18 protein-coding genes, 8 pseudogenes and 2 riboswitches are annotated in these 24,608 nt (G+C 66.0%); of the genes and pseudogenes, 12 read left to right on the plus strand and 14 right to left on the minus strand.

Translation table 11 applies throughout. From position 1 onward, the window contains the following. Positions 1-7: 7 nt before the first annotated feature. The 7 genes and pseudogenes from mobA (ACPEE0_RS15820) to ACPEE0_RS15850 all read right to left on the minus strand — a co-directional run bounded on the left by mobA (ACPEE0_RS15820) (position 8) and on the right by ACPEE0_RS15850 (position 5,383). Positions 8-370 (minus strand): molybdenum cofactor guanylyltransferase, encoded by a 363-nt coding sequence (gene mobA / locus ACPEE0_RS15820; protein WP_424575339.1) that lies wholly within the window; start codon positions 368-370, stop codon positions 8-10. Positions 371-474: 104 nt separating this feature from the next. Next, a pseudogene (mobA, locus tag ACPEE0_RS15825) lies at positions 475-678 on the minus strand (molybdenum cofactor guanylyltransferase); the annotation flags it as partial. Positions 679-729: 51 nt separating this feature from the next. Beyond that, positions 730-1,231 (minus strand): annotated as a pseudogene (locus ACPEE0_RS15830) (HNH endonuclease). Between the two features lie 291 nt (positions 1,232-1,522). After that, positions 1,523-2,293, minus strand: a complete 771-nt coding sequence (locus ACPEE0_RS15835; RefSeq protein WP_009358157.1) for an NlpC/P60 family protein — start codon at positions 2,291-2,293, stop codon at positions 1,523-1,525. Between the two features lie 157 nt (positions 2,294-2,450). Then, complete coding sequence (locus ACPEE0_RS15840; protein WP_009358156.1) at positions 2,451-3,128, minus strand: C40 family peptidase; 678 nt, start codon at positions 3,126-3,128, stop codon at positions 2,451-2,453. 70 nt (positions 3,129-3,198) lie between these two features. Further along, a riboswitch (cyclic di-AMP (ydaO/yuaA leader) is annotated at positions 3,199-3,377 on the minus strand. A gap of 128 nt (positions 3,378-3,505) precedes the next feature. Then, positions 3,506-4,339, minus strand: coding sequence for a M23 family metallopeptidase (locus ACPEE0_RS15845; RefSeq protein ID WP_424575289.1), 834 nt, complete (start codon positions 4,337-4,339; stop codon positions 3,506-3,508). Next, positions 4,337-4,551, minus strand: a riboswitch (cyclic di-AMP (ydaO/yuaA leader). It overlaps the preceding gene by 3 nt. A gap of 137 nt (positions 4,552-4,688) precedes the next feature. After that, a pseudogene (locus ACPEE0_RS15850) lies at positions 4,689-5,383 on the minus strand (metal-dependent transcriptional regulator). A 283-nt stretch (positions 5,384-5,666) separates the two neighbouring features. Between ACPEE0_RS15850 and serC the strand changes: the two are divergent. Further along, positions 5,667-6,798 (plus strand): annotated as a pseudogene (serC, locus tag ACPEE0_RS15855) (phosphoserine transaminase). An 82-nt stretch (positions 6,799-6,880) separates the two neighbouring features. On the opposite strand, the gene ACPEE0_RS15860 reads toward serC, so the two are convergent. Together ACPEE0_RS15860 and ACPEE0_RS15865 are read right to left on the minus strand one after the other, a co-directional pair. Beyond that, positions 6,881-7,489 (minus strand): DUF3027 domain-containing protein, encoded by a 609-nt coding sequence (locus tag ACPEE0_RS15860; RefSeq protein WP_009358152.1) that lies wholly within the window; start codon positions 7,487-7,489, stop codon positions 6,881-6,883. 6 nt (positions 7,490-7,495) lie between these two features. Beyond that, on the minus strand, positions 7,496-7,879 hold the full coding sequence (locus ACPEE0_RS15865) for a cold-shock protein (RefSeq protein WP_009358151.1): 384 nt from the start codon (positions 7,877-7,879) through the stop codon (positions 7,496-7,498). Between the two features lie 206 nt (positions 7,880-8,085). Here ACPEE0_RS15865 and ACPEE0_RS15870 point away from each other — a divergent pair, with 206 nt between their 5' ends. The 10 genes and pseudogenes from ACPEE0_RS15870 to ACPEE0_RS15915 all read left to right on the plus strand — a co-directional run bounded on the left by ACPEE0_RS15870 (position 8,086) and on the right by ACPEE0_RS15915 (position 17,657). Then, positions 8,086-8,319 carry a hypothetical protein gene (locus tag ACPEE0_RS15870; protein ID WP_009358150.1) on the plus strand — a complete coding sequence of 78 codons (234 nt, stop codon included), beginning with the start codon at positions 8,086-8,088 and terminating at the stop codon, positions 8,317-8,319. Between the two features lie 11 nt (positions 8,320-8,330). After that, positions 8,331-10,813, plus strand: a pseudogene (locus ACPEE0_RS15875) (helicase-associated domain-containing protein). Positions 10,814-10,826: 13 nt separating this feature from the next. Next, positions 10,827-12,473, plus strand: coding sequence for a DNA repair helicase XPB (locus ACPEE0_RS15880; protein ID WP_133352107.1), 1,647 nt, complete (start codon positions 10,827-10,829; stop codon positions 12,471-12,473). A 935-nt stretch (positions 12,474-13,408) separates the two neighbouring features. Beyond that, on the plus strand, positions 13,409-14,425 hold the full coding sequence (locus tag ACPEE0_RS15885) for a hypothetical protein (protein WP_424574839.1): 1,017 nt from the start codon (positions 13,409-13,411) through the stop codon (positions 14,423-14,425). Positions 14,426-14,524: 99 nt separating this feature from the next. Further along, positions 14,525-14,805 (plus strand): annotated as a pseudogene (locus ACPEE0_RS15890) (DUF427 domain-containing protein); the annotation flags it as partial. Between the two features lie 44 nt (positions 14,806-14,849). Then, a complete protein-coding gene (locus ACPEE0_RS15895) occupies positions 14,850-15,023 on the plus strand; it encodes a hypothetical protein (protein ID WP_424575340.1) in 174 nt (57 codons plus the stop codon). Positions 15,024-15,078: 55 nt separating this feature from the next. After that, positions 15,079-15,789 carry a response regulator transcription factor gene (locus ACPEE0_RS15900; RefSeq protein WP_009358145.1) on the plus strand — a complete coding sequence of 237 codons (711 nt, stop codon included), beginning with the start codon at positions 15,079-15,081 and terminating at the stop codon, positions 15,787-15,789. Positions 15,790-15,791: 2 nt separating this feature from the next. Then, a complete protein-coding gene (locus ACPEE0_RS15905; protein ID WP_424574840.1) occupies positions 15,792-16,313 on the plus strand; it encodes a hypothetical protein in 522 nt (173 codons plus the stop codon). Between the two features lie 91 nt (positions 16,314-16,404). After that, complete coding sequence (locus ACPEE0_RS15910; RefSeq protein ID WP_424575290.1) at positions 16,405-17,262, plus strand: sensor histidine kinase; 858 nt, start codon at positions 16,405-16,407, stop codon at positions 17,260-17,262. Positions 17,263-17,369: 107 nt separating this feature from the next. Next, positions 17,370-17,657 (plus strand): WXG100 family type VII secretion target, encoded by a 288-nt coding sequence (locus ACPEE0_RS15915; RefSeq protein WP_424574841.1) that lies wholly within the window; start codon positions 17,370-17,372, stop codon positions 17,655-17,657. Positions 17,658-17,694: 37 nt separating this feature from the next. Here the strand turns inward: ACPEE0_RS15915 and ACPEE0_RS15920 are convergent, their stop codons facing one another. Continuing rightward, positions 17,695-18,744, minus strand: a complete 1,050-nt coding sequence (locus tag ACPEE0_RS15920) for an RNase H family protein (protein WP_424574842.1) — start codon at positions 18,742-18,744, stop codon at positions 17,695-17,697. A gap of 214 nt (positions 18,745-18,958) precedes the next feature. Between ACPEE0_RS15920 and ACPEE0_RS15925 the strand changes: the two genes are divergently transcribed. Beyond that, on the plus strand, positions 18,959-20,269 hold the full coding sequence (locus tag ACPEE0_RS15925) for an ABC transporter substrate-binding protein (RefSeq protein WP_424574843.1): 1,311 nt from the start codon (positions 18,959-18,961) through the stop codon (positions 20,267-20,269). A 91-nt stretch (positions 20,270-20,360) separates the two neighbouring features. On the opposite strand, the pseudogene groL reads toward ACPEE0_RS15925, so the two are convergent. The 4 genes and pseudogenes from groL to ACPEE0_RS15945 all read right to left on the minus strand — a co-directional run bounded on the left by groL (position 20,361) and on the right by ACPEE0_RS15945 (position 24,571). After that, positions 20,361-21,988 (minus strand): annotated as a pseudogene (gene groL / locus ACPEE0_RS15930) (chaperonin GroEL). Between the two features lie 297 nt (positions 21,989-22,285). Further along, on the minus strand, positions 22,286-23,554 hold the full coding sequence (locus tag ACPEE0_RS15935) for an ABC transporter substrate-binding protein (RefSeq protein WP_424574844.1): 1,269 nt from the start codon (positions 23,552-23,554) through the stop codon (positions 22,286-22,288). Then, positions 23,551-23,757, minus strand: coding sequence for a cold-shock protein (locus ACPEE0_RS15940; RefSeq protein ID WP_009358138.1), 207 nt, complete (start codon positions 23,755-23,757; stop codon positions 23,551-23,553). Before ACPEE0_RS15940 ends, ACPEE0_RS15935 begins: the two co-directional genes overlap by 4 nt. 169 nt (positions 23,758-23,926) lie before the next feature. Continuing rightward, positions 23,927-24,571: pseudogene (locus ACPEE0_RS15945) on the minus strand (LytR C-terminal domain-containing protein). Positions 24,572-24,608: the final 37 nt, after the last annotated feature.

Below are 24,608 nucleotides of genomic sequence, written 5' to 3' on the forward strand. Positions count from 1 at the left end.
TCCCAAGTTAACTGCGGCTGCGCCGGCCCTGGTCATCGTCCTGGTGGCCGGCGGCAATCCCTAGCGCGGCGGCATCGTCCCATGTGTCCACATCGGCTGTGGCCGCGGCGGGTACGGTGACAAGCTGCACGTCCAGACTAGCAAGGAGCGAGCGGACGGAGCCGTTGATTAAGGCTCCCCGGGCAGCGAGATCCTCCACGGCGTTTTTTAGCCCAGCCGTGCGATAAAAACCGGCGAGCGGCTGGGCCCTGCCATGGGGCGTGCCGTCGTCGGTTGCGGCCATGACCACGTCCGGCTTGCCGGGGCCATCAGCCGGTTCCGCTGACAGTGCGGAGGAGAGCCGGACCACGGCGTCGGCCACCAGTGGCATGTCGCAGGCAAGCACCAACGTGTACTCGGCTTCTCCCCGCCCCGGGACAGTACCTCCAGCCCCGCAGCGATGGCGGCGGCGGGACCGGAAAATTCGGGCTGCTCCCGGCAGGATAGGACGGTTTCCGGCAGGCGCCCCGGATCCGGTCCGACCACCACAGTCCGGCGGGCACCGGACGCCGCATCGAGGGAACGTTCCAGCAAGGTGGCGCCACGGAAAAGCAGGTGCTGTTTGGGTACTCCGCCCAGCCGGGAGGACCGGCCTCCGGCGAGGATCAGGGCATCAAAATGCGGCAGCGGATCTTGCACGGTTCCAGCCTAGCCAGCGCAGGCAGGGACGCATAAACAGGAAAGGACCCGTCAGGCAGCGCGCTCCGGCAGCAGGAACGGGTCCCACGCGGGGGGTGGGCTTCTCCAGTTCCTTGATCTGCCAGATGGTGCCGCGCGGAGGTTCCGGAACGAACCGGAGCTTCCAGCCCATTTCCGCGGGAGTGTGGTCACCCTTGGCATTGTTGCAGCGGAGGCAGGCTGCCACGAGGTTCTCCCAGGAGTCGGCTCCGCCGCGTGATTTTGGGTGGACGTGGTCGATCGTGTGCGCAGCCTTGCCGCAGTACGCGCACTTGTGCCCGTCGCGTCTCAGCACACCCCGGCGGCTGACGGCGGTGGCCTGGTTGTAGCGCGGGCGGATGTAGCGGTTGAGGAGGATTACCGAGGGGCGGCCCAGTATTTCCTGTGGACCCACCACGGGGTCGTCCCCTTCGGCCACCACGCTCGCTTTGCCCGTGAGCACAAGCACCAGCGCCCGGCGGAAAGTCACAACCGCCAGCGGTTCATATCCAGCATTCAGAACGAGAGTGCGCATGCACGTACCTCTTCACGGCCGCACCCGTCAGGGGCACGAGGGCCGGCTGCCCTCGGCATGTCCGGGCTATGGATCGACATCACAAGAGTAAACACAGAAGCGCATTATCAGGTAATCGCCGTCCCGGAAGAATTGTCCCGGACCCGCCAGCAGGCCACCGCCAACGGCGCAAGCACGCGCCTGCCCGAGGCGGCTGCCGCTGCAGTTTAAAGGGGAAGGACCCCTGTCTTGCGGGCAGGGGTCCTTGCTCCATCGCCGGCCGTCGGGGGCTTCGGCCGGAAACGGAGGGTTCTAGTCGACGCGGATGAACACCGGGCCGGAGCCAACGTTGGCGCTGAAGACAACAGTCTGGTTGCCGTTGTAGCCGCCGTGGACTGCCTGGCCGTTGCCTGCGTAAACAGCGATGTGTGCCATGCCGGCGCCGCCGTCAGCGTAGTAGATCAGGTCGCCGGGCTGGGCCTCGGCCGCGCTCACGGTGCGACCCAGGGACAGGTAACCTGCGGGCCAGTCGTGGAAGTTGATGCCGACCGCGGCCAGGGAGTTGGTAACCAGCATCGTGCAGTCCTGCATGACACCAAGCTGGGCGTACGCGGCGGACAGGATGGCTGCGCCCTTGCCGCTGGCGGAAGCCGGTGCGGCGGGGGCCGACGCAGCGGAAACGGTGGCGGTGACCTTGGGAGCGGCAGCCGGCTGGGCAGCGGGGGCAGGGGCCGGCGCGGCTTCCTCCACCTCAACCTCGGGTTCTTCCACAACCACGGGAGCAGGCGTGGTGGTCACGGCCGGCTTCTCGTAGGTGATGGCGATGGTGGAAGCCGCGGAAATGGGCGCTTCGATAGCGGATTCAACTTCCAGGGCGGACGCCGGGGCCGAGTCGCGCTGGAAGTTGGCGTCGGCAGCGTTGGCCGCGATGCCGCTGGTCAGGACGAGACCGGAAGCCGCGGCGATCACGGCGGCCTGGCGTCCTACGCCGCCGGCGTTGTCGCCCACAGCCTTGGCAATGATGGCGATCGAGCTGGTTTTAGTGACCTCGGCGCGGTGCCGTGCGGTAGCACGAGTAGTCATCAGTTCTCTCTTTCGATTTCCTCGGGCCTGTGGGCAACCGAGAGTTTGGACGCGCCGGCATCTTGGGGGTACGTCGGCGCGCCCCGAACGGGGATGGTGATCTAGCGAAAAATTGCGGGCAAAGAAATAGTTCCCGGGGCCGAAGCCCCAAGAACTATTAGCCTGCGAGGGTGTAGAAGGAGGAGGAGCCGGTGGCGGCTACGGAGTGCAGAAGCGTCCCCTGGGAAGGGTTGAGGGCGCTGATCATCATGCCGTTGCCGACGTAGATGCCGACGTGCGCGCCGCCGTTCTGCATCACCAGGTCACCCGGCTGGGGGGTGGAGGTGGGGGTCATGGCGGTCCATGCGTTCACGCGGGGGATGCTGATGCCGGCCTGGGCGTAAACCCACTGGGTGAAGCCCGAGCAGTCCCAACCGGAGGTGGGGCTGGTGCCTCCCCAGACGTAGGGGCTGCCGATGCCGGTGTAGGCGATGGCGGCGAGGCCGGAAGTTGCCGCAGAAGCGGTGGCAGCAACAGCCTTTTCCGCCACGGTCGATGCGGTGGAAGCGGCGGCCTCGTCCTCGTCGTCAGAGGTGGACTGCGGGGTCACCCGTTCGACAACGGGAGCGGCGACGGTGGTGACCACCGGCCGCTCGAAGGACACGGTGGCGGTGGGTGCTGCGGTGACTGCAAGGGCGGTCTGCGCGGAACCGGACTCGGTGGAAGCGGAGATGCCGGCGGTGGTGTCCGCGGCGGTGGCCGGCAGTCCCATGCCAAGGACAAGGCCGGACGCGGCTGCAACTACAGCAGCCTGGCGACCCACTGTCCCGGCGTTGGCACTAACGGCCTTGGACACTGCGTCCAAAGGGTTGGTACGAACCGGTTGCGCACGGTGGCGCGCAGAATTCTGGCGTGAAGACACGAAGGTAGCCTCTCCCAATGCCTGCGAGGTGAGCTGTCGGATTCGGATGGGAGTCACCCGGCCGCGCCGCTTCAAGGAAGCTTTGCGACTTAACCCCAAGGCCTTCCGTGAAGAAGGCCAAAATTGGTTCCCCCGCCCCTGCCAGACGATGAAATGCGAACGGACCTTGAGCGGTGGCAGAGTTAGGCAATCCGCACAAGAGCGTCAACTTCGGAAAAGTTGACGCGAGTTAGACGGTACAGGAGTTTCGAGCGAATGTCACATTCAGGTCACGACTGGTCACGCTAATTCGAGAGTCAGCCATCATTTGACTAGAGCCAGCCTGTCGGATCCACGACTTCGCCGTTGACCTGCACTTCGAAGTGCAGGTGGCAGCCGGTGGAGGCTCCGGTGGTGCCGCTCAGTGCCACAACGTCGCCGCGCGAGACCGTCTGGCCTTCGGACACATTGAACGACGAGAGGTGGTTGTAAGTGGTCTCCAGGCCGTTACCGTGGTCGATCACCACACGGTTGCCGCCACCGAACTGGTGCCAGCCGACGAACGTTACGGTGCCGGTGGCGGCCGCGAGGACAGAGGTGCCGCACTGGGCAACATAGTCCTGACCGCGGTGGAAGTCGCCGGATCCGCCGGTGATGGGGCTGACGCGGTAACCGAAGGGGGAGGCTGTGCTCATCGACGCCAGCGGGGCGCCCAGGCTTCCTGCGGAAGCGGCCCGGGAAACGGCGCCGGCGGACTGTGCGCTCAGGAGCTGCTTGAGCTTGCCGTCCGGGTCTGCCTGGGTCACGACGGCCGAGCGGCTGAAGTCGATCTGGGCCCCGGCCTCGGCAGAAATCGCGGGCTGCGGGGTGACGGCCGAGGCTGCAACTGGAGCTATGCCCGCCTCATCGGTGGCCATGACCGGGCTGGTGGCCGGGACAGTGACGGTGAGCACCAGGCCGGTGGCAGCCAGGGCCACGCCGGCCTTCTGGCCAATACCGCTCGCCGAGGCAAACTCGGTGATCTGCCGGAACGGACCCCGACGGCGGCGCGCATCACGGTGGAGATCGCGGGGGCGCTCCGTGTGGATGACTTCGACGACACGCGGCGCCGAAGCGGGGCCTGCCGCGCGGCGGCGCCCCTGGAGGTCTGCATGGACAAGAAGGATTCCTCTCTGGAAAGCCTGCGAAGTTAGCTGTCGGATTCGGGTCAGAGAGTTCAAAGACCCGGTCCGCCGTAAGCAAGCTTCGGCACAGAGATATCCCGCTGAGGGATTCCTTCACTGGAAGAGGCTTGCTGCTGACGGACTTCACCCCAAGGCAGTCCCCCGCTGCCGCTTGTGGTTCCCCCGCCTCTGCCAGTTATTGACTCGTGCTCCCGATCCGCTGGCAGAGCTCGGCTCCGGATCAGGTAACGCTTTTGTATCAACGCTCGGTTCAACTATAGGGGCTTAAGGCCCTTGGTAACAATTCCGTTATCTTGGCGTTACCGACGTCACGCTGCGGCGGAAAGACTTCCTAGCGGACGTGAACGAACACGTGCGCGGCAACTTCAGGCGGAAGTTCCAGGGCGCCTTCAATGCCCGGCACCCGGACCGAGATGTAGTCCCCACGCGCTCCAGGGTTACCGCGGCGCCCGGGCGGATGCCGCCCTCATCAAGCTGGGACAGCAGTTCCGGCTCTACCTGGATGGGCTCCGCCAGCCGGCTGACCGTGACCTCCGACGCAGGCCCGTAGGACTTCATGGCTTCCAGGAGGCTGGTCACCGTATCGGTGGAGGCAAGGGAGGGCTGGCCACCAAGCGCGGCAAGGCCCGGAATCGGGTTGCCGTATGGCGATTCGGTGGGATGGTCCAGCATCTCGTAGATGCGCCGCTCCACCCGTTCGCTCATCACATGCTCCCAGCGGCAGGCTTCGTCATGCACATAGGCCCAGTCCAGCCCGATCACGTCGGCCAGGAGCCGCTCCGCCAGGCGGTGCTTCCGCATGACCTCGGTGGCGCGCTTGCGGCCGATTTCGGTGAGCTCCAGGTGGCGGTCGCCGGAGACCACCACCAGCCCGTCACGCTCCATCCTGCCGATGGTCTGGGACACCGTGGGACCCGAGTGGCGCAGGCGTTCCGCGATACGGGCCCGCAGGGCGACGATGTTCTCTTCTTCCAGCTCCAGAATGGTCCGAAGGTACATCTCCGTAGTGTCGATCAGATCCGTCATCCAGCTCAGCTCCTCGAGCGCAGTACCTTGCGTTGTCCCACCGTATCGCTGTTCACCGCGACGTAGTCCGTTGGCTAGCTTAGCCTATTTTGACTTAGTCCGAATAGTTGGAAGCCGCCCGCGAGGCCGTCTCAGTGGCTGGACTATGACGGTTCCGGTTCCCGCCCAAACAGCTGTTCAGGCAGAATGGGAAAGGCCTTCGATGCAGTCATCGCCGACTGCGCGCCAGCGACCATCCACCCGTCCGGACCTCAGCCGCGTCCACGCCGAAATTGGAGCCCCCGTGAGCGAACCAAGCATCACTATTCCTGCCGACCTCCTTCCCAAGGACGGGCGGTTCGGGCGCCGGACCTTCCAAAGTCCGCCAGGAGCAGATTGATGCGCTGTCCGCCGCATCGAAGAACATCCTGGGCACCTCCCACCGGCAGGCACCGGTCAAGAACCTTGTCGGTTCAGTCCGCGAGGGCCTCAGCCAGTTCTTCCGCGCCCCGGAAGGATACGAGGTTGTCCTGGGCGTGGGCGGTTCCACTGCGTTCTGGGATGTTGCCAGCTTCGGCCTGGTGGAGAAGAAGGCACAGCACCTGTCCTTCGGTGAGTTCGGTTCCAAGTTTGCGGCCGCCACCAACAAGGCGCCGTTCCTGGACGCCTCCTCCATCATCAAGTCCGAGCCCGGCACCCGGCCCGCGGCGCAGGCAGAAGCCGGCGTTGACGTGTATGCCTGGCCGCAGAACGAGACCTCCACGGGCGTAGCCGCTCCGGTCAAGCGGGTGGCAGGTGCGGATGAGGGTTCCCTGGTGCTGGTGGATGCCACCTCCGCGGCCGGCGGCCTGGACGTCGATGTGGCGGAGAGCGACGTCTACTACTTTGCCCCGCAGAAGAACTTTGCCTCCGACGGCGGCCTGTGGCTTGGGCTGTTCTCCCCCGCTGCCCTGGAGCGCGCCGCGCGGATCAAGGCAAGCGGCCGCTGGATTCCCGACTTCCTGGACCTGCAGACGGCCATTGACAACTCGCGCCTCAACCAGACGTACAACACCCCGTCCCTGTCCACCCTGGTGACCCTGGACGCCCAGGTGCAGTGGCTGAACTCAAACGGCGGGCTGGACTTCGCTGCCGCCCGGACGGCCGACTCGGCAGGACGCATCTACAGCTGGGCCGACGCCGCCGAGTTCGCCACGCCCTTCGTGGCCAACCCGGATGAGCGCTCCAACGTCATTGCCACCATCGACTTCGATGAATCCGTGGATGCCGCCGTTGTAGCCAAGGTCCTGCGCGCCAACGGCATCGTGGACACTGAGCCGTACCGGAAGCTTGGCCGCAACCAGCTCCGGATTGCGACGTTCGTTGCCATCGAGCCGGATGACGTCTCCGCACTGCTGGCCAGCATCGACTACGTGGTGGGCGAACTCCGCAAGTAGCCTTTCCTTAAGTCGGACGGCGCCGCCCGGGTTTCGCCCGGACGGCGCCGTCTGTGTTTCCCGTCAAGGGGACGTCCAGCAGTTACTCCCTGCCGGCGTCGTTCGCCGAAGGCTGCGGGGCAGGTTCATCCGTGTAATCGGCATCGGAGGCGTCGGATCCGGTGAACCCGGCATCAGCGTCAGGTTCCGCAACCGCTGCGCCGGACGCCGGTTCGCTGTCAGCTTCGGTGGCTTCCGGCTCCTGCTGCTGCTCGTCCTCCGGCCGGACACGCTCAGCCCACGGCACCCACTCCGGAGCGAGGATCGAGTCCTCGGACGGCAGCAGGCCCAGCTCGCTGACGGTGACCACCTTGGAACGGGAGTTGCGCGTCACCACCGCGTACCACTGCCAGCCCACGTAGCCCGCCAGCTTGGACTCGAACAGGTGCGTGACCAGGCGGTCGCCTTCGCTCTTGGCTGCGAGGTGCCGTCCGATGTCCGCGGCGGCGGTGATGCCTTCCAGCGCGGTGCGGGCCGTCTCCACGGCACCGGCGAGGAAGGCGTCCGGCTTGCCGGTCCGCCATACTGGCACGCCGGCCCGGCGCTTGGGCGCGTTCCTGGCCACCGCCGGGGCTGTTCCCGCGGCAGGAGCGGTCGCGGCGCCTGCAGTGTCCTGCACCTGCGTCTGCGGCTGTTCAGCTTCCGGACTCATCGGCTGCTAAACGTCCAGCTCGTCGGCAACCTTACGCAGGGCAGCCGCGATGGCCTTGCCCTTGTTGCCTTCCGGGTATTTTCCTTTGGACAGCGTGCCGGACAGGTTGTCCAGCACGCTCACCAGGTCCTGGACCAGCGGCGCGAGGTCCCGGGCGGAGGGCCGCTTGGCCTTGGCGATGGACGGCGTCTTGTCCAGCACCCGCAGGCCCAGGGCCTGGGCGCCCTTGCGGCCGTCGGCCACTCCGAACTCCACGCGGGTGCCGGCCTTGAGCTCCGTCACGCCCTCAGGCAGCGACGATTTGGGCAGGAAAACCTCCTGGCCGTCCTCGCCTGCGAGGAACCCGAAGCCCTTGTCCTTGTCATACCACTTGACCTTGCCGGTAGGCACGTAATCAACCTTCTTCTTCTACTGTCATGAGACACAGCCAGCCGCCACCGCATCCGCATTGTTGTGCGGGTTCAAGGTATGGCCGCTCTAACCGTGTTGGTCTGTATCCTTCAAGGTTATCCTGCCCGGTGCCCTATTCACGCTTTCAACAGGGGCCGGGTAACAGCGTTCACGCCGGGCGCCCGGGGCGCTGTAGCGTTACGTCCATGACACCCTCGCGCTACCGGCGGCCCATCATGATCGCGGCCGCAGTCATTGCAGTGCTTTCCCTGGCGGCAGTGGGAGCAGTGATGGCCCTCGCTTTTGCCGGCTCGGTGGCGCCGTCATGGGTGACCTACGCGGCGCTGTACGGCCTGCCGGTGGCGTTCCTCCTCATGCTCTTCCTCGTCCTCGACAGTGTTGCCGGGCGGCGCCGGGCAGGAAAGCCGGACCAGCGGTAACGTTGGGACTGATGTCCCTCATACGCGCGCTCGGCAAGGATCTTGAGTCACGCAGCGACGACTCGTTGCGTGCGCTGTTCGCCGCGCGGCCGGACCTGCTCTCCCCCGCTGTTCCCGATTTCTCCGCCCTCGCTGCCCGGGCAAGTTCCCGGGTCAGCGTCCAGCGGGCCCTTGAACGGCTCAACCGGCCACAGATGCAGGTGCTGGAAACCCTTCACCTGTGCACCAACACGGATACCGAGCACAGTGCTTCTGCCGCTGGGCTGCGCAAGATGATCTCGGGTGCCACCGTGGCCACCGTCGAGCAGATCCTGGCCGGGCTGCAGGAAATGGCACTGGTGCACCCGGCGGCACCTCCGCACGGGACGCCCGCCTCCGCCTCGCGGCAGCACTATTACCTGCCGGTCGGGTGCCTCAAGGACGTTGTGGGGCTTTACCCGGCGGGCCTGGGCCGGAGCTACACGGAACTGGTGCGCCTCCAGCCGGCGTTCGCCCAGCGCGCCGTCCAACTGGTTTCCGAGCTGCACCACAGCGGCGCCGCCATCCAGGACGCCACCACCCCCATGGAGGCAGCCCTCGCACTGCAGCACTGGACGTCCTCTCCCGAGGCGCTGAAAGGCATCCTCGCCGGTGCGCCGGAACGGACGACGGCGTTGCTCGGCAGGTTCCGGAACTGGGCCATGGGTGCCGTCCCCAGGCGCAACGCAAGGCGTCCGTCACGACGGAAGGCTCCGACGTCGGGCCGATTGACTGGCTCCTGGCCCGCGGCCTGCTGGTGCCGCTCGATGCGGCACACGTGGAGCTGCCGCACAGCGTGGGACTGTCCCTGCGTGGTGGCGTGATCATCGATGACTTCGCCCTTTCACCGCCTGTCCCGGAACTGGGCTGGACCACTGCCGTGCTGCGGAGGAACGCGGCGATGAGCGCCATCTCCGAGACGCTGAGGCTGGTGGGTGAACTCCTGCATGCAGTACGGGAGCAGCCCCTGGTGACGCTGCGCAGCGGCGGGGTGGGGGTCCGGGAAACCCGCCGGCTTGCCGAGCTGCTCCGTGTTGAGCAGGCCCGGGTTGGGCTGCTGCTGGAACTGTGCGGGCTGGCGGGCCTGATCCGGCTGGACGTGGACTCGTCGTCCTGGGTCCAGCCGCCGGAGCTCGAGTGGCTTGGCTTGCCGCGGCAGGAACAATGGCTGTGGCTGGTGAACGCCTGGCTGGCCAGCGAAAGGGTCCCCTCCATGGTGGGCCAGCCTGTCAACGGCGCGCAGGGACTGCCCGCTGGACACCGCACCGCTGCCGGCAGCACCATTGTGCCGCTGTCCGCCGAGCCGCAGCGCCCCGACGCCCCGGTAATCCGCAAGCGCATCCTGGAGATCCTGCACGAACTCACCACTGAAGCCGTGGCGCAGGACGGCGCGGCTCCCGTGCTGGACGCCGCCGCCGTCCTCCAGCGCGCTGAGTGGGCCCAGCCCCGGATGGCGCGGCGGTTCAGTTCGCTGATCCGCGGGGTTCTGGCGGAGGCCGAACTGCTCGGGCTGGTGGGGTCCGGGGCGCTGACGCAATTGGGCAGCGCCTTCGCGGAGGACCGCCCGGACGCGGCACTGGCGATCCTGGGTGAACACCTTCCTGCTGCCTTGAACCACGTGCTCCTGCAGGCGGACCTCACGGCCGTCGCTCCCGGCTACCTTGCCCCTGAACTGACCGAAAAGCTCCTGGTCATGGCCGACGCCGAAGGCCAGGGGCCGGCCACCATCTACAGGTTCACGGACAGCTCCGTCCGCCGCGCGCTTGATTCCGGCTATGACGCCCCGGGGCTGCTGGAGTTCCTGCGGGAGCACTCCGCCACCGCGGTGCCCCAGCCGCTGCAATATCTGGTGGAGGACACCGCCTCCCGGCACGGCCGCGTGCGGGTGGGGCAGGCGGCCAGCTTTATCCAGAGCGAGGACGAGGCGGTCCTGCTCGAGCTCCTGTCCGGGCCCAAGGCGGCCGGGCTGGGGCTGGTCAGGATTGCGCCCACGGTCCTCATCTCCACGGCACCACCGCGTCAGGCGGCCCAGGTCCTGCGAAGCCTGGGACTGTCGCCTGCCGTGGAAGGGACTGAGGACCCTGCCATCAGGCTCCGGCGGAACCCCGTTCCGCAGGAAAACCTCCGTCCCGTCTACACGCCTCCCCGCTCGGCTCCGGCGGACGAGGACGTGGCTGCCCAGCTGGCGGTACTGCGCCAGGCGGGCGCCGCCGTCGTACGCCAGCCCGGCGGTGACCACGCCGGCGAAGTGGCCACCCAGCTGGGGCTGGAGGTACTGCAGCGGGCCATCAGGCTGAAGCAGCGGATCAGCATGAACGTGGTGGACAGCCTGGGGAATGCCAACCTTGAAGTTGTTGTTCCCCTCTCCGTAAGTGGCGGACGCGTCCGGGTGTTTGACCCCGCAAAGGAGACGGAGCGCGTCCTGTCCATCCACCGGATCATCGATGTTGAGGCCGCAGAGGAACTGCGCCAGTGAAGGACTCCCCCGCGTGAACGACGGACCCCTGATCGTCCAAAGCGACAAAACCATCCTGCTCGAGGTGGACCACGAGCTGGCCACCGAGGCGCGGCATGCCATCGCCCCGTTCGCAGAGCTGGAACGGGCACCCGAGCACATGCACAGCTACCGGCTCACGCCGCTGGGCCTGTGGAACGCCCGGGCCGCGGGGCTCGACGCGGAAAAGGTGCTGGACACGCTGCTGAAGTACTCCCGGTTCCCCGTGCCACATTCGCTGCTGATCGATATCGAGGAGACGATGTCGCGGTACGGCCGGCTCCGCCTGGAAAAGGATCCCCAGCACGGCCTGGTGATGCGGACGGACGACTACCCGGTCCTCGAGGAAGTGATCCGGGCAAAGAAAATCCAGCCCCTGCTGGGGCCCCGGATCGACGGCGAAACGGTGGTTGTGCACGCGTCCCAGCGGGGGCAGCTGAAGCAGCTCCTGCTTAAGATCGGCTGGCCGGCGGAGGACCTGGCGGGATATGTGGACGGGACCCCGCACCTGATCGCGCTGAACGAGGACGGCTGGCAGCTGCGGCCATACCAGCGGCTGGCCAGCGAAAACTTCTGGGCCGGCGGCAGCGGCGTGGTGGTGCTGCCCTGCGGTGCGGGCAAGACCCTGGTGGGGGCGGCAGCCATGGCCACCGGTTCCACCACAACCCTGATCCTGGTGACGAACACCGTTGCCGCCCGGCAGTGGAAGGACGAGCTGCTGAAGCGCACATCCCTGACCGCGGACGAGATCGGCGAGTACTCCGGTGCAGTCAAGGAAGTCCGGCCGGTCACCATCGCCACCTACCAGGTCCTCACCACCCGGCGGGGCGGCCTGTATCCGCACCTGGAACTGGTGGACGGCCACGACTGGGGCCTGATCATCTACGACGAGGTGCACCTGCTGCCGGCCCCGATCTTCCGGATGACGGCCGACCTGCAGGCAAGGCGCCGCCTTGGGCTGACCGCCACGCTGGTCCGGGAGGACGGCCGGGAAGGCGAGGTGTTCAGCCTGATCGGGCCCAAGCGCTACGACGCCCCGTGGAAGGACATCGAGTCCCAAGGGTACATCGCCCCCGCGGACTGCGTGGAGGTCCGCGTGGACCTGCCCAAGGATGAGCGGGTGGCCTACGCCATGGCCGACGACGCCGACAAGTACCGGCTGTGCTCCACCTCCGAATCCAAGACCCAGGTGGTGGAGGAACTCGTGGCCAGACATGCCGGGGAGCAACTGCTCGTGATCGGGCAGTACATCGACCAGCTGGATGACCTCGGCGGGCGCCTGGGGGCTCCCGTCATCAAGGGCGACACCTCCGTGAAGGTACGCCAGCGGCTTTTTGACGAATTCCGCGCCGGCGACATCCAGACGCTGGTGGTGTCCAAGGTCGCCAACTTCTCCATCGACCTGCCCGAGGCCTCCGTGGCCATCCAGGTGTCCGGCTCCTTCGGGTCCCGGCAGGAGGAGGCGCAGCGGCTGGGAAGGCTGCTGCGGCCGAAGAAGGACGGCCGGGCAGCACGCTTCTATTCGCTGGTGGCGCGGGACACCCTGGACCAGGATTTTGCAGCGAAGCGCCAGCGGTTCCTGGCAGAACAGGGCTACGCGTACCGGATCATGGATGCCAAGGACGTCGGCCAGCCGGGCTAGCTACCGGTGACCATGGTGGGTATCAGTCGAAGTGAACCCAGTATTTAGGTGTCCCAAAACATCCTTCTGCGGTGACCCACATTTCCAGCGGGACGTCGTTGTCACGGTATGGTCCCGGGCGTACACTCAAAGCGCTGGGTTACATATCGGTAACAGGTCCTGAGCTCAGATCAGGACCAGGGCTTGGCTTCCGCTGCCTGGTCCGCCTCACAGAACGTTGCACTCATGCACGCACTGCCCAGCTTTATCCACGGCGCACCTCCAGCAATGACGGCTGGCTCCGTGCTGCCCAGCCGACTTCGATCCGCCGCGAAGAAGCGACGACCGGAGTAGTCCGGCCGTCACCCCTTCCAGGGGCGACGGCCGATCCAATATTGGGGAGAGTTGCTGGGGGATCAACGGGCGGACCACCGGGTCACGCCTGGTTTTCATCGGCCACTTAGATAGTGAGCGTCACCCATGAAAAACATCACGCGCGCCCGCTGGGGCGCTGGACTCGCCTGTCTAGGGTTTGTCCTTGCTGGAATGACCGGGGCACAGGCTGTGCTTCCGGACAGCACCTTCGAAGGCAATGACGGAAACCTTGTTGTAAATACCGCAGGGAATATTGACTGGGCCAACGTACCCGGCCGCAGCACAGGTGTAGACCGGGACCCGGGCGGACTGATAATTCGTTCGGCCAGGGCACCAAAGAGGATGATCCAGCCACTACGGTAGTCACCGGTTCCATTCCTCCGAACAAGAACGACCTCACCCGCTTCTACGAGGCGTCTGAGCAAGCAGCGAACGGGGATATCTTCCTCTACCTGGCTTGGGAGCGACTGGTCAACATCGGCAACGCCAACCTGGACTTCGAGATCAGCAAGAATCCCACAGCGGGCTTTACTTCGGCGTCCACGGGAGACGTAGACCTCAACCGTACCGCGGGCGATCTATTGGTCACCTATGATTTCGCTGGCAGCGGCACACCGACGATTGGACTCAATACCTGGCTCACGGCGGGTAACGGCGATTCTGCGGACGACTGCTTTGCCGCCAATACTCTGCCTTGTTGGGGCGAAAACAAAAACCTGACAAACCCACCGGCCGGCGTACCTCCAGTTGCTGAAGCTGCCGTAAACACAGTCTCAGTCACTGAACCAATCGCGGGCGGTACTCTCGGCATCGGCTTGTTTGGTGAAGCCGCCATCAACCTGACCGACGCCGGCGTGTTCGAGGAAGGCGAATGTGAGGCATTCGGCAGCGCATTTGTTAAAAGCCGGTCCTCCTCGTCGTTCCCCGCGGAGCTGAAGGACTTCATTGCGCCAGTTCCGGTCAACATCAGCAACTGCGGAAGCATCACCATCAATAAGGTGACTCAAGACGAGCCCGTGCCCGGAACGAAGTCCTTCGACTACACAACGACCAACCTGACGCCTGCCAGCTTCTCCTTGGTCAACGGTGGCTCCCAGGCTTACAACGGACTTGCTGCAGGAACGTACTCCGTCACGGAGGGTGCCCAGACTGCACCGTGGAGCTTTGTGTCCCTAGTTTGCAGCACGGCCACCGGCGTGACTATCACAGGACAGCAGGTATCGATCGTGCTCGGCCCTGGCCAGAACGTCACTTGCACCTACACCAATAAGTTCACCAAAGGCCAGCCAACCATCACCACCGCCCAAGACTTGATCCCGAACGACAACCTGACACTATCCGGAGGAATCGGCACACCAACGGGAACCGTAACGTTCAACCTCTACTCCCCGAGTGATGCGACCTGCGCGGGTACCCCGGCGTACACGCAAACGGTCAATGTCTCCAACGGGACCGCAGCCACCACGAACACCACGTTCCATGCCACCGCAGAGGGAACCTGGCGCTGGGCATCCAGCTACAGCGGCGATGCCTTCAACGACCCGGCAACGTCTGCTTGTGGTGTTGAGCAGTTCACCATCGACAACAGCGTCCCCTAACCCGCGACCCTAGTGGCGGGGTTTCCGGCGGATGTCGGGGACCCCGCCCTCTCGTGCAGGCCACCTCCATTCCGCCCATCCAGGGTGGAAACTGGAGGCATGCACCCACGCAAAACCCCTGAGGTTCCCCTTCCCGGCCAGGAATCGGTCTGGGACTATCCACGGCCGCCCAGGGTTGAACCCAGCAACGAACGGGTCCGGATCGTCCTGGGCGGGGAGCTGGTCCTGGACACCACGGACTCTCTCCGGGTTCTTGAAACCAGCCACCCGCCTGTCTACTACTTCCGCCGGCAAGACTTCCGGCCGGGTCCCTCATCCCTGCCGACGGCAGCAGTTTCTGCGAGTTCAAGGGGCCTGCCAGCTACCTGACCGTCGTCGGCGGCGGAATTGCTGCGGAACGAGCAGCCTGGTCTATCCGGAGCCCATGGCCGGCTACGAGGAGCTGGCGGACCGGGTGGCTGTGTATCCGGGGAAGATGGACTACTGCGACGTGGACGGCGAGCGCGTGCGCCCGCAGGCGGGCGGCTTTTACGGCGGGTGGATCACGCACCGCGTGGCGGGCCCGTTCAAGGGCGGCCCGGGCACCATGGGCTGGTAGCCACTTTCCAGTCAACGTCCAGACAACTCCCAGAGACTGGGAGCATGATGGGAGCATGAACAAGACCGGCCCCGAAGCCAAGCTCCTCGTTGTCGACGATGAACCCAACATCCGTGAGCTGCTCTCCACCTCGCTGCGTTTCGCCGGGTTCGAGGTTGTCTCCGCCGCCAACGGCCGGGACGCGCTGGCCGCCGCGGATACGCACGCGCCCGACCTGGCCGTGCTGGACGTCATGCTGCCGGACATGGACGGGTTCACGGTGACCCGGAAGCTCCGCGCCTCCGGGAAGCACTTCCCTGTCCTCTTCCTCACGGCCAAGGACGACACCGAGGACAAGGTCACGGGACTAACGGTGGGTGGCGACGACTACGTCACCAAACCCTTCAGCCTGGACGAGGTGGTGGCCCGGATCCGCGCCGTGCTGCGCCGCACGCAGCCGCTGCTGGACGACGACGCCGTCATCCGGGTAGGAGACCTTGAGCTCGACGACGACGCCCACGAGGTACGCCGCGGCGGCACCGTTATTGAACTCTCCCCCACCGAGTTCAAGCTGCTCCGCTACCTCATGCTCAACCCCAACCGCGTGCTGTCCAAGTCACAGATCCTCGATCACGTCTGGGAGTACGACTTCAACGGCGATGCGTCGATCGTTGAGTCCTACATCTCCTACCTCCGCCGGAAGGTGGACATCGATCCCGAGGCGCCGGCCCTGATCCAGACAAAACGCGGCGTGGGCTACGTGCTCCGGACGGCAGAAAAGCGCTGACCTTGCTGGATCGGTGGAAGTCCTCCTCCCTGAGGACGCAGCTGGTGGCCATGATCATGGCCCTGCTGATTGTGGCCTTGACGGTGACCGGGGCCGGCACCCTCGCGCTGCTGCACAGCTACCTGCAGGGCCAGGTGGACGAGAAGCTGAACGCGGCCGTCGGCGTGGCCCGGAACCAGGGCTCGTTCAGCCAGCTGCAGGCACCCAATCCGGTGCCCACGGATTACTCCCTGCTCCTGTTTGCCCCGGCGAGGACCCCATACCGTTCGGCGGCGACCCCAATATCCACCCCGACATCAAGTCCATGTCAGTGGTGGCGGCACAGGCACGGGGCGTGGTGCCGTACCAGGTCCGCGGAACGGACGGCGAAAACTGGCGGGTCGTCGCCGTTCCGGTCCAGACCAACCAGGGCGCCGGCGTCGTGGTCATTGGCCTGCCGCTGCAGAGCGTGGACGACGTCCTCAAACATGCCAGCCTGGTGGTCACGGGCGTTGGCCTGCTTACCCTGCTCCTGGCTTCCCTGATAGCCTCCTGGACCGTGTCCCGGGCCTTCCGGCCCTGGCCAGGGTGGAAAAGACGGCGGCAGCGATTGCCGCCGGCGACCTGTCCCGGCGCGTGGAGGTGGAGAATCCAGCCACGGAACTCGGCAGGCTCAGCAGTTCGCTGAATGCCATGCTTGCGCACATTGAAACAGCGTTCGCGGCCCGCACAGCCTCGGAAGCGAGGATGCGGCGGTTCGCCGCCGATGCTTCCCACGAGCTGCGGACGCCGTTGGTGACCATCCGCGGTTTTTCGGAGCTGTACCGGCATGGTGCCCTGGCCACCGACGAGGACGTGGCCACCGCCATGGGCCGGATCGAAAGCGAAGCCAAGCGGATGGGATCCATGGTGGAGGACCTGCTGCTGCTGGCCCGGCTGGATGAACAGCGTCCGCTGCAGCAAAAGCCGGTGGACCTGCAGCTGATTGCGCACGACGCCGTAGTGGACACCCAGGCCAGCGACCGCTCGCGCGTCATTTCATTGACCGGGCTCGACGGCGGCCCCGCCTCCCCCGCGCCAGCGCTCGGTGACGAAGCCAAGCTTCGCCAGGTGGTGGGCAATCTGGTGGGCAACGCCCTCCGCTACACCCCCGAGGGCAGCCCCATCGAACTCGCCGTGGGCGTCCGGAGCGCGAACGGTGAATCCCTGTCCGTCATCGAGGTCCGCGACCACGGGCCCGGGATATCGGACGAGGACGCCTCCAAGGTGTTTGAACGGTTCTACCGGGCGGACACTTCCCGGACCCGCGAAACAGGCGGCAGCGGCCTGGGCCTGGCCATCGTGGCCGCGATCGTGGGCTCCCACGGCGGTTCAGTCCGGGTGGCGCAGACCGACGGCGGCGGTGCCACCCTGGTGGTCAGCCTGCCCTGCCGTGAGGACCACCCGCAGCAGGCCGACGCCCAAGGCAGCGACGGCGAGGTTATCCACATATAGCGTTCGCCCTTGGCGCGGGACGCACGCGCGTCCCTAGGCTCATTGCAGCACCCGGAAAGGCCGGGCGGGGAAGCTTCTGCTGCCTCACCATCGTGAAAGGCACTACCATGAGCATCATTTCCGTCGATACCGAACTGCTGCAGCTGAAGTCCGCCAACGTGCAGGCAACGGTGGACAGGATCAGCGCTGACGTCCAGGCCATGAAGTACGGACTGGACGAACTCCAGGGGTCCTGGCGCGGCTCTGCCGCGACCAATTTCCAGGCCCTGATCGCCGAGTGGACGATGACCCAGGGCCGGGTTGAGGCCGCCCTGGCTTCCATCAACGCAGCCCTGGCATCCGCTGCCGCCACCTACGCACAGGCGGAACAGGGCAACACCCAGCGTTTCAGCTAGCCAGGCTGGCGGCCGGCCCTGCCTCCGCGGCGTGCGTTTAGGCTTCCGGTGTTCCCTGGTGGAACCGCAGGCGCCAGCGGTCTCCGTCCAGGACCCACAGCGAACTCCGAAGGACGGTTCCGGAGCGGGTGAAGCTCCGGTAGGTCAGCAGGACGGCGCCGGTCCCGATCCGGTCAGCGCCCAGGATCTCGATATCGGTCCGCTCCCCGGGATCCTCCTCGAGCGCCATCATCATGGCATCGCGCGTCCACACCCGCCCCGAGCTGCCGATCTCCATAAATTCAGGGTGCAGCAGGACGGCCGTGCGGCCGATGTCACCGCGCACCAGCGGTCCCAGCAGCTCACGCTCCAGCTCCTCGACGAGGGCTTCGGGCGGCGAGGCCTGACGCTTGGCTTCAGCGACGTCGAAAGCGTCGCTTTCGAGCTGGCTGAACAGGTCAGGTTCGTCCACGCTTCCCGGAGGAAGGGAGCCCGGTGTCCCGGAAGCTCCGGCGGCGCCGGGAGTGGTGGCAACCGGCTGCTTCCCCGCACCCTGCCGCGCTTCCGGAGCTGCCTCTGCGGGCCGGGATTGCGGTGCGGGCCGGGATCCCGCAGCGGCAGCTCCGGAAGAGGGGTGGTGTCCGCCGGGGAAACCCGGACCTGAGCGCGCGGCAACGCCTTGCTGATAGGCCGTGGCCGCAGCACGGGCGCGTTCATCAGCCGCCTCATTCAGCTCGTGCCCGGCGTGCCCCTTGACCCATTCGAACGTGTACTTTCGGCCGGAAAGCTCCCGGTCCAGCTCCTTCAGGAGCTCGACGTTCAGGACGGGCTTGCCGTCGGCCTTGCGCCAGCCTTTGCGCTTCCATCCCGGCATCCACTTGGTAATCGAGTTGATGACGTATTGGCTGTCGCAGAGGATCCGCAGGTCCTCCCCCGGAAGGTGGGCTGTGGCGCGCAGAAGGTCCAGCACCGCCATCAGTTCACCCTGGTTGTTGGTCCCGTGGGGCCAGCCACCAGCGCGCCAGCAGTCGTCATTCACGTACCAGGCCCAGCCGGCCGGGCCGGGATTTCCCAAGGCCGAACCGTCAGCCGCTGCAGTAATCGTCACCGGTCCATCCTGCCAGACCGGCGCGACAATGGCGGCACGTGCCAGCTTCCCCTGCGCAGCGCGGAGCCAAGACAAGTGGGAAAACGTTTACCGAAAGTTCTTGACGGGCGTGAGCCATTCGGGAAACAATCGCAGTACTACTCGAGAAAACGCTTTCTTATTCCTGGGCATGGGTGCTTCAGAGGAGGAAGGCGGCATTCAGGAAGGCACATCAATGACGATTCGGACTGTGAGCCGGCGGAAATTCCAGCTCGGCGCGGCGGCCCTGGCCCTCTCCATCCTTGCTACCGGCTGCGGTGCGCCCGGCGGCTCCGGCGGCAACGAGCAGGTCACCCTGCGCTTCGCCTGGTGGGGCAACGAATACCTCAATGCCCAGACCGAAAAGGTCATCACCGCTTTTGAGGCGGAGCATCCCAACATCAACATCGAATCAGAACCGGGCGAATGGTCCAGCTACTGGGACAAGCTCGCCACCAAGACTGCCGCGAATGATGCTCCCGACGTCATCCAGATGGACCAGAAGTACATCGCCGAGTACGGCGGGCGGGGTGCCCTCCTGGACCTGGGAAAGCAGGACGGGATCGACACCTCAAAGCTGGACAAGGAAGCGCTGGCGTCAGGCCAGTACGACGGTGCGCAGTACGGCCTGAGCACCGGCCAGAATGCCTATGTCATCATGGCCAACACCAAGGTCTTCGAGGCGGCGGGCGTGCCCCTCCCGGACGACACCACCTGGACCTGGGACGACTTCATGGAGACGGCTTCGAAGATCAGCGCGGCTGGTGACGGGAAGAACTACGGGGCCGCGTACGGCAGCAACGAGGCGGACCTGATCATCTGGCTGCGCCAGCACGGCGAGAACCTCTACTCCGCCGACGGCAAGCTGGACTTCGACACGGCAACAGCTGCGTCCTTCTGGGAGCGGCTGAAGGAGCAGCGCGATTCCAAGGCCAGCCCGCCGGCAACAGTGGCCACCGAGGATTCGGGCGCCGGCCTGGAGGAAAGCCTGTTCGGCACCAACAGGGTCGGCATGGCCTGGTGGTGGACCAACCAGCTCGGTTCGCTGGAGTCCACCACGGGCAGCAGCATCAAGATGCTCCGCGCTCCCAGCGTTGACGGATCCGCCGCGGACAACGGGATGTACTACAAGCCCACCATGTTCTGGTCCGCCTCGTCCCGCTCCAAGCACCCCGACGAGGCCGCCACCTTCATCAACTACCTGACCAACAGTCCCGAGGCCGGCGCTATCCTGATGACGGACCGGGGCGTGCCCACCAACCCGGAAATTGTCGAAAGCATCACGCCTGACCTGAAGCCCACAGACACCACCGTGGTGTCCTTCCTCAAGGACATTGCCCCGGACATGAAGGACGCACCGCCGGTCCCCCCGGTCGGTGCCGGCAGCGTGCAGAACGTCATCAAGCGGTACACGGACGAAGTGCTCTACGACCGGCTCACTCCCCAGGCTGCCGCCGAAGCCTTCAAGAAGGAAGTGGAAGGGATGCTCTCGAGCGCACGGAAGTAACCTCCCCCTCGCATCACCCGACAACAAAAATGCGGCCCCTCGAAAGAGGGGCCGCATTTCTTGTAGCTGCGGGACTGGCCCGGCAGGAAGGCTAGAAGCCGCCCATGCCGCCCATGTCGTCGCCGCCGCCGACAGGAGCGGGGTTCTTCTCCGGCTTGTCAGCCACGACTGCCTCAGTGGTGAGGAACAGGCCGGCGATGGAGGCCGCGTTCTGCAGGGCAGAGCGGGTCACCTTGACGGGGTCGTTCACGCCGGCAGCCAGCAGGTCGACGTACTCGCCGGTGGCGGCGTTCAGGCCGTGGCCTGCGGGCAGGCCGCGGACCTTGTCCACCACAACGCCGGGCTCCATGCCTGCGTTGAAGGCAATCTGCTTCAGCGGGGCGTCGATGGCAACACGGACGATGTTGGCGCCGGTTGCTTCGTCGCCGGAGAGCTGCAGGTTGGCGAATGCCTTTGCGCCGGCCTGGATGAGGGCCACGCCGCCACCGGCGACGATGCCTTCTTCAACGGCAGCCTTTGCGTTGCGCACGGCGTCCTCGATGCGGTGCTTGCGCTCCTTCAGCTCAACTTCGGTTGCGGCACCGGCCTTGATGACTGCAACACCGCCGGCCAGCTTGGCCAGGCGCTCCTGCAGCTTCTCGCGGTCGTAGTCGGAGTCGGAGTTCTCGATCTCGGCACGGATCTGGGACACGCGGCCGGCGATCTGGTCGGCGTCGCCGGCACCTTCAACGATGGTGGTCTCGTCCTTGGTGACAACAACCTTGCGTGCCTTGCCCAGCAGTTCCAGGCCGGCGTTCTCCAGCTTGAGGCCAACCTCTTCGGAGATGACCTGGCCGCCGGTGAGGACGGCGATGTCGGCCAGCTGCGCCTTGCGGCGGTCGCCGAAGCCCGGAGCCTTGACGGCAACGGACTTGAAGGTGCCGCGGATCTTGTTGACGATCAGCGTGGCCAGGGCCTCGCCCTCGATGTCCTCGGCGATGATCAGCAGCGGCTTGTTGGACTGCATGACCTTTTCCAGGACAGCAACCAGTTCCTTGACGTTGGAGATCTTGGAGTTGACGATCAGGATGTACGGGTCCTCGAGGACCGTTTCCTGGCGCTCTGCGTCGGTGACGAAGTAAGCGGAGATGTAACCCTTGTCGAAGCGCATGCCTTCGGTGAGTTCGAGCTCCAGGCCGAAGGTGTTGGATTCCTCGACCGTGATGACGCCTTCCTTGCCAACCTTGTCCAGGGCTTCGGCAATCAGGGCACCGATTTCGTCGTCACCGGCGGAGATCGAGGCGGTGGCGGCGATCTCTTCCTTGGTTTCGATTTCCTTGGCGGAGTTCAGCAGCTCGGCGGTGACGGCGTCAACGGCCTTTTCGATGCCGCGCTTCAGGGACAGCGGGTCGGCGCCGGCGGCAACGTTGCGCAGGCCTTCCTTGACCAGGGCCTGGGCCAGCACGGTGGCGGTGGTGGTGCCGTCGCCGGCGACGTCGTCCGTCTTCTTGGCAACTTCCTTGACCAGCTCGGCGCCGATCTTCTCGTAGGGATCATCCAGCTCGATCTCCTTGGCGATGGAAACACCATCGTTGGTGATCGTGGGGGCGCCCCACTTCTTTTCGAGGACGACGTTGCGTCCACGCGGGCCGAGGGTGACCTTAACGGCGTCGGCGAGGGTGTTCAGTCCCGCTCAAGGCCGCGGCGTGCCTCTTCATCAAATGCAATGATCTTGGCCATAACGGCAGTGGTCCTTTCGGGACGGTCGTTAAGAATGAACCTTCGCTGCAGTGCCCGCGACGGACGGTCCTTTACCGGCGGCCTCTGTATGCCTCCGGGTGCGGACCTCACTCCAGTCAGGTGTTTCTTCGCTCTTTGCCCGGTGCCGCGCGCCGCCGGCTTGAAGCAGGCTTTGCGTTAGCAGTCGGTACGTCAGAGTGCTAAGTCAATAATTAGCACTCCCTACGTGAGAGTGCAAGCGAAAGGCGCCGGAAGCGGCGGGCCGGCGGGGTCTATTCGCTGACGGCGATCAGCGCGTCAGTTCCCGGGGCGGCCCGCTGTCTCGCTGCCGCTGGGGGCCGGCAGGTTGTCCGCACCATAGGTGAAGACCGAGAAGTTCGCCGTGGTGATGTCTCCGTTGGCGTCGAACGCGACGGGGCCGGATTCGCCGTCGTAATTGATCTCCGCGCCCGTCGCCAGCCCGGTGACGCAGTCCTTGTAGGTGGAGCAGGCGGGGGCCTCGGCGGACCTGCCGGCGCTGCCGCCGGACACGCTGAGAAGGTTGGCGGCGATGGAACGGCCGGCGTCGTCCTGGGCCCTGGCCGCGGCCAGGGCCGCGAGGGTGACGGCGTCGTAGGTCTCTGCGGCGAAGGAAACATCCTTCAATTGGCCGTCGACGGCGAGCAGCCGTTCCTGGAATCCGGCGGAGGGAAGCTGGCCGGGGACCACGGCGCGGGCGCCTTCCAGTGCTTTGGCGCCCAGCTTGGACCCGTAGCGGGCGAAGGCTCCGTCGCTGAGGATGATGCGGGGCCCGGCGATCCCGGCATTGTCCAGTTCCGCGAGTGCACCCTGGGCTCCTTCGCGGGCCACCAGGATGACGGCATCGGCGTCGGCTTCCCCTGCCGCGCCGGCGGCTTTGCCCGCCTCCCCCGGCGGGAACTCCTCGCTTGCCGCCACGTCCAGTCCGGCCTGGGCCGCCGCCTCGGAAATGGCATCGGCAACGTCCTTGCCGTAGGCGCCTTCCTGGTAGACGACGGAAACGGAGGCCGCGCCGGCGTTCTTCGCAAGCTTCACCAGGACGGGTGCCTGGGCGACGTCCGCGGCGGCCGTGCGGAAGTAGTAGCCGCCGGAGTCCGTTCCGGTAAGGCCTGCTGCGGTGTTGGCCGGCGAGATCAGCGGCGTCCTGGCACGGGAGAGCACATCAATGACGGCGGGGGCGTGGCTCGAATCGGTGGGCCCAATGACAACGTCTGCTTTGCCGGCCACCAGTGCATGCGCCTGGGCCGCTGCATCCTGGCCCGCCTCGACCGGCAGCAGTTCCACTGGCCTGCCCTTGTGCCCGCCGGTCGCGTTGATCTCCTTGACCGCGAGCTTCGCCGCGGCAAGCTGGGAGTCATTGAGGAAACTGCTGCCACCGGTGCTGTCCAGGACCAGGCCAACCCGCAGGATGCCGTCGCCGGACGCCTCGACTGACTCCACCCGGGCGTTGCCGGTGACACCGGAACACGCGGTAGCAGCCAGGAGGGCGCACGTGGAGAGGGCGAGCGCCGGACGGACATGGACGGCGGAAAGGGGGAAAAGCTTCACTCGGCGGGCCGGACGCTTTCGGCCTGCGGGCCCTTCTCGCCTTCGCCGACTTCAAGCTCAACGCGCTGCCCCTCATCCAGCGCGCGGTAGCCCTCACCCTGGATGGCGGACCAGTGGACAAAGATGTCGTCTCCGGATCCGTCAACGGTGATGAAGCCGTAGCCCTTTTCCGCGTTGAACCATTTCACGGTTCCCTGTGCCATGCTGACCAACTCTTTCCGTTGAGACCGGGGACCCAGGAGCCCGAATTGTGCTTGCCTGCCCCGGACCGGACCCTGGACTTCACTCTAGCCAATGCCGGGTTTGCCCTGCAGGTGTCCCGGAGCGGGGCCGGGAATAGTTATTCACGCGTAACCGGCCGGACGGGGATGCCTACCGGTATCCGGGACCCAGCACCACAACCAGGGGGACCTGGAAGTCCGTGCTGCTGACCAGCGTGCTGACGCCCACCAGCCGCGCAAGGGCCTGGGCGTTGGCCAGTTGTTCAGGCCCGGCGTAGAAGATAGTGGAACCCTGCTGCGGCGCTCCGGCCCAGTTGCCAACCTGCCCAGGGTCCAGCCGTCCGCCTGGACGGTTCCACCCACCCGGCCAGCCAGGCCTGCCGTTCCGGTGGCGTTGTAGACGGCAACGGGCTGGGTCCGGTCAAGGACCACCTGCGCCTGCGCCGCCGTGGTGGCCTCCGGTACTGCCTCGGGGCTGGGCGACGGCCCGGTTGACGCCGAGGGCACGGCATCCGTGGTGGGCTTCGGGGTGCTCTCGGGACTGGCGAAGGGCGTTGTGCCCGTTTCCGCAAGGGGGGGCCGCTTCCTGGCTGGAGGATACCTGCGCACCCGTGCCGCTGAAACCAAGTTTGGGAAGGATCAGGAACGACACCAGCCCGATGGCCAGCGCCGCCACCCCTACTGCCAGGATGGGCCAGAGGCGTACCCGCGAGGGTGCAGAAGCAGTGCGGTGCACACCTTGCCGCTGCGGGTTTTCCGGGACCTTGTCGAATTCGTCACGGGCGTATCTGGTCATGGCTGACTTCCTTGGGAAATTGCTGCTGGAGACGCGG

It is taken from the genome of Arthrobacter sp. SD76 (assembly GCF_049726125.1).
GTDB classification, from domain to species: Bacteria; Actinomycetota; Actinomycetes; order Actinomycetales; family Micrococcaceae; genus Arthrobacter; species Arthrobacter nitrophenolicus.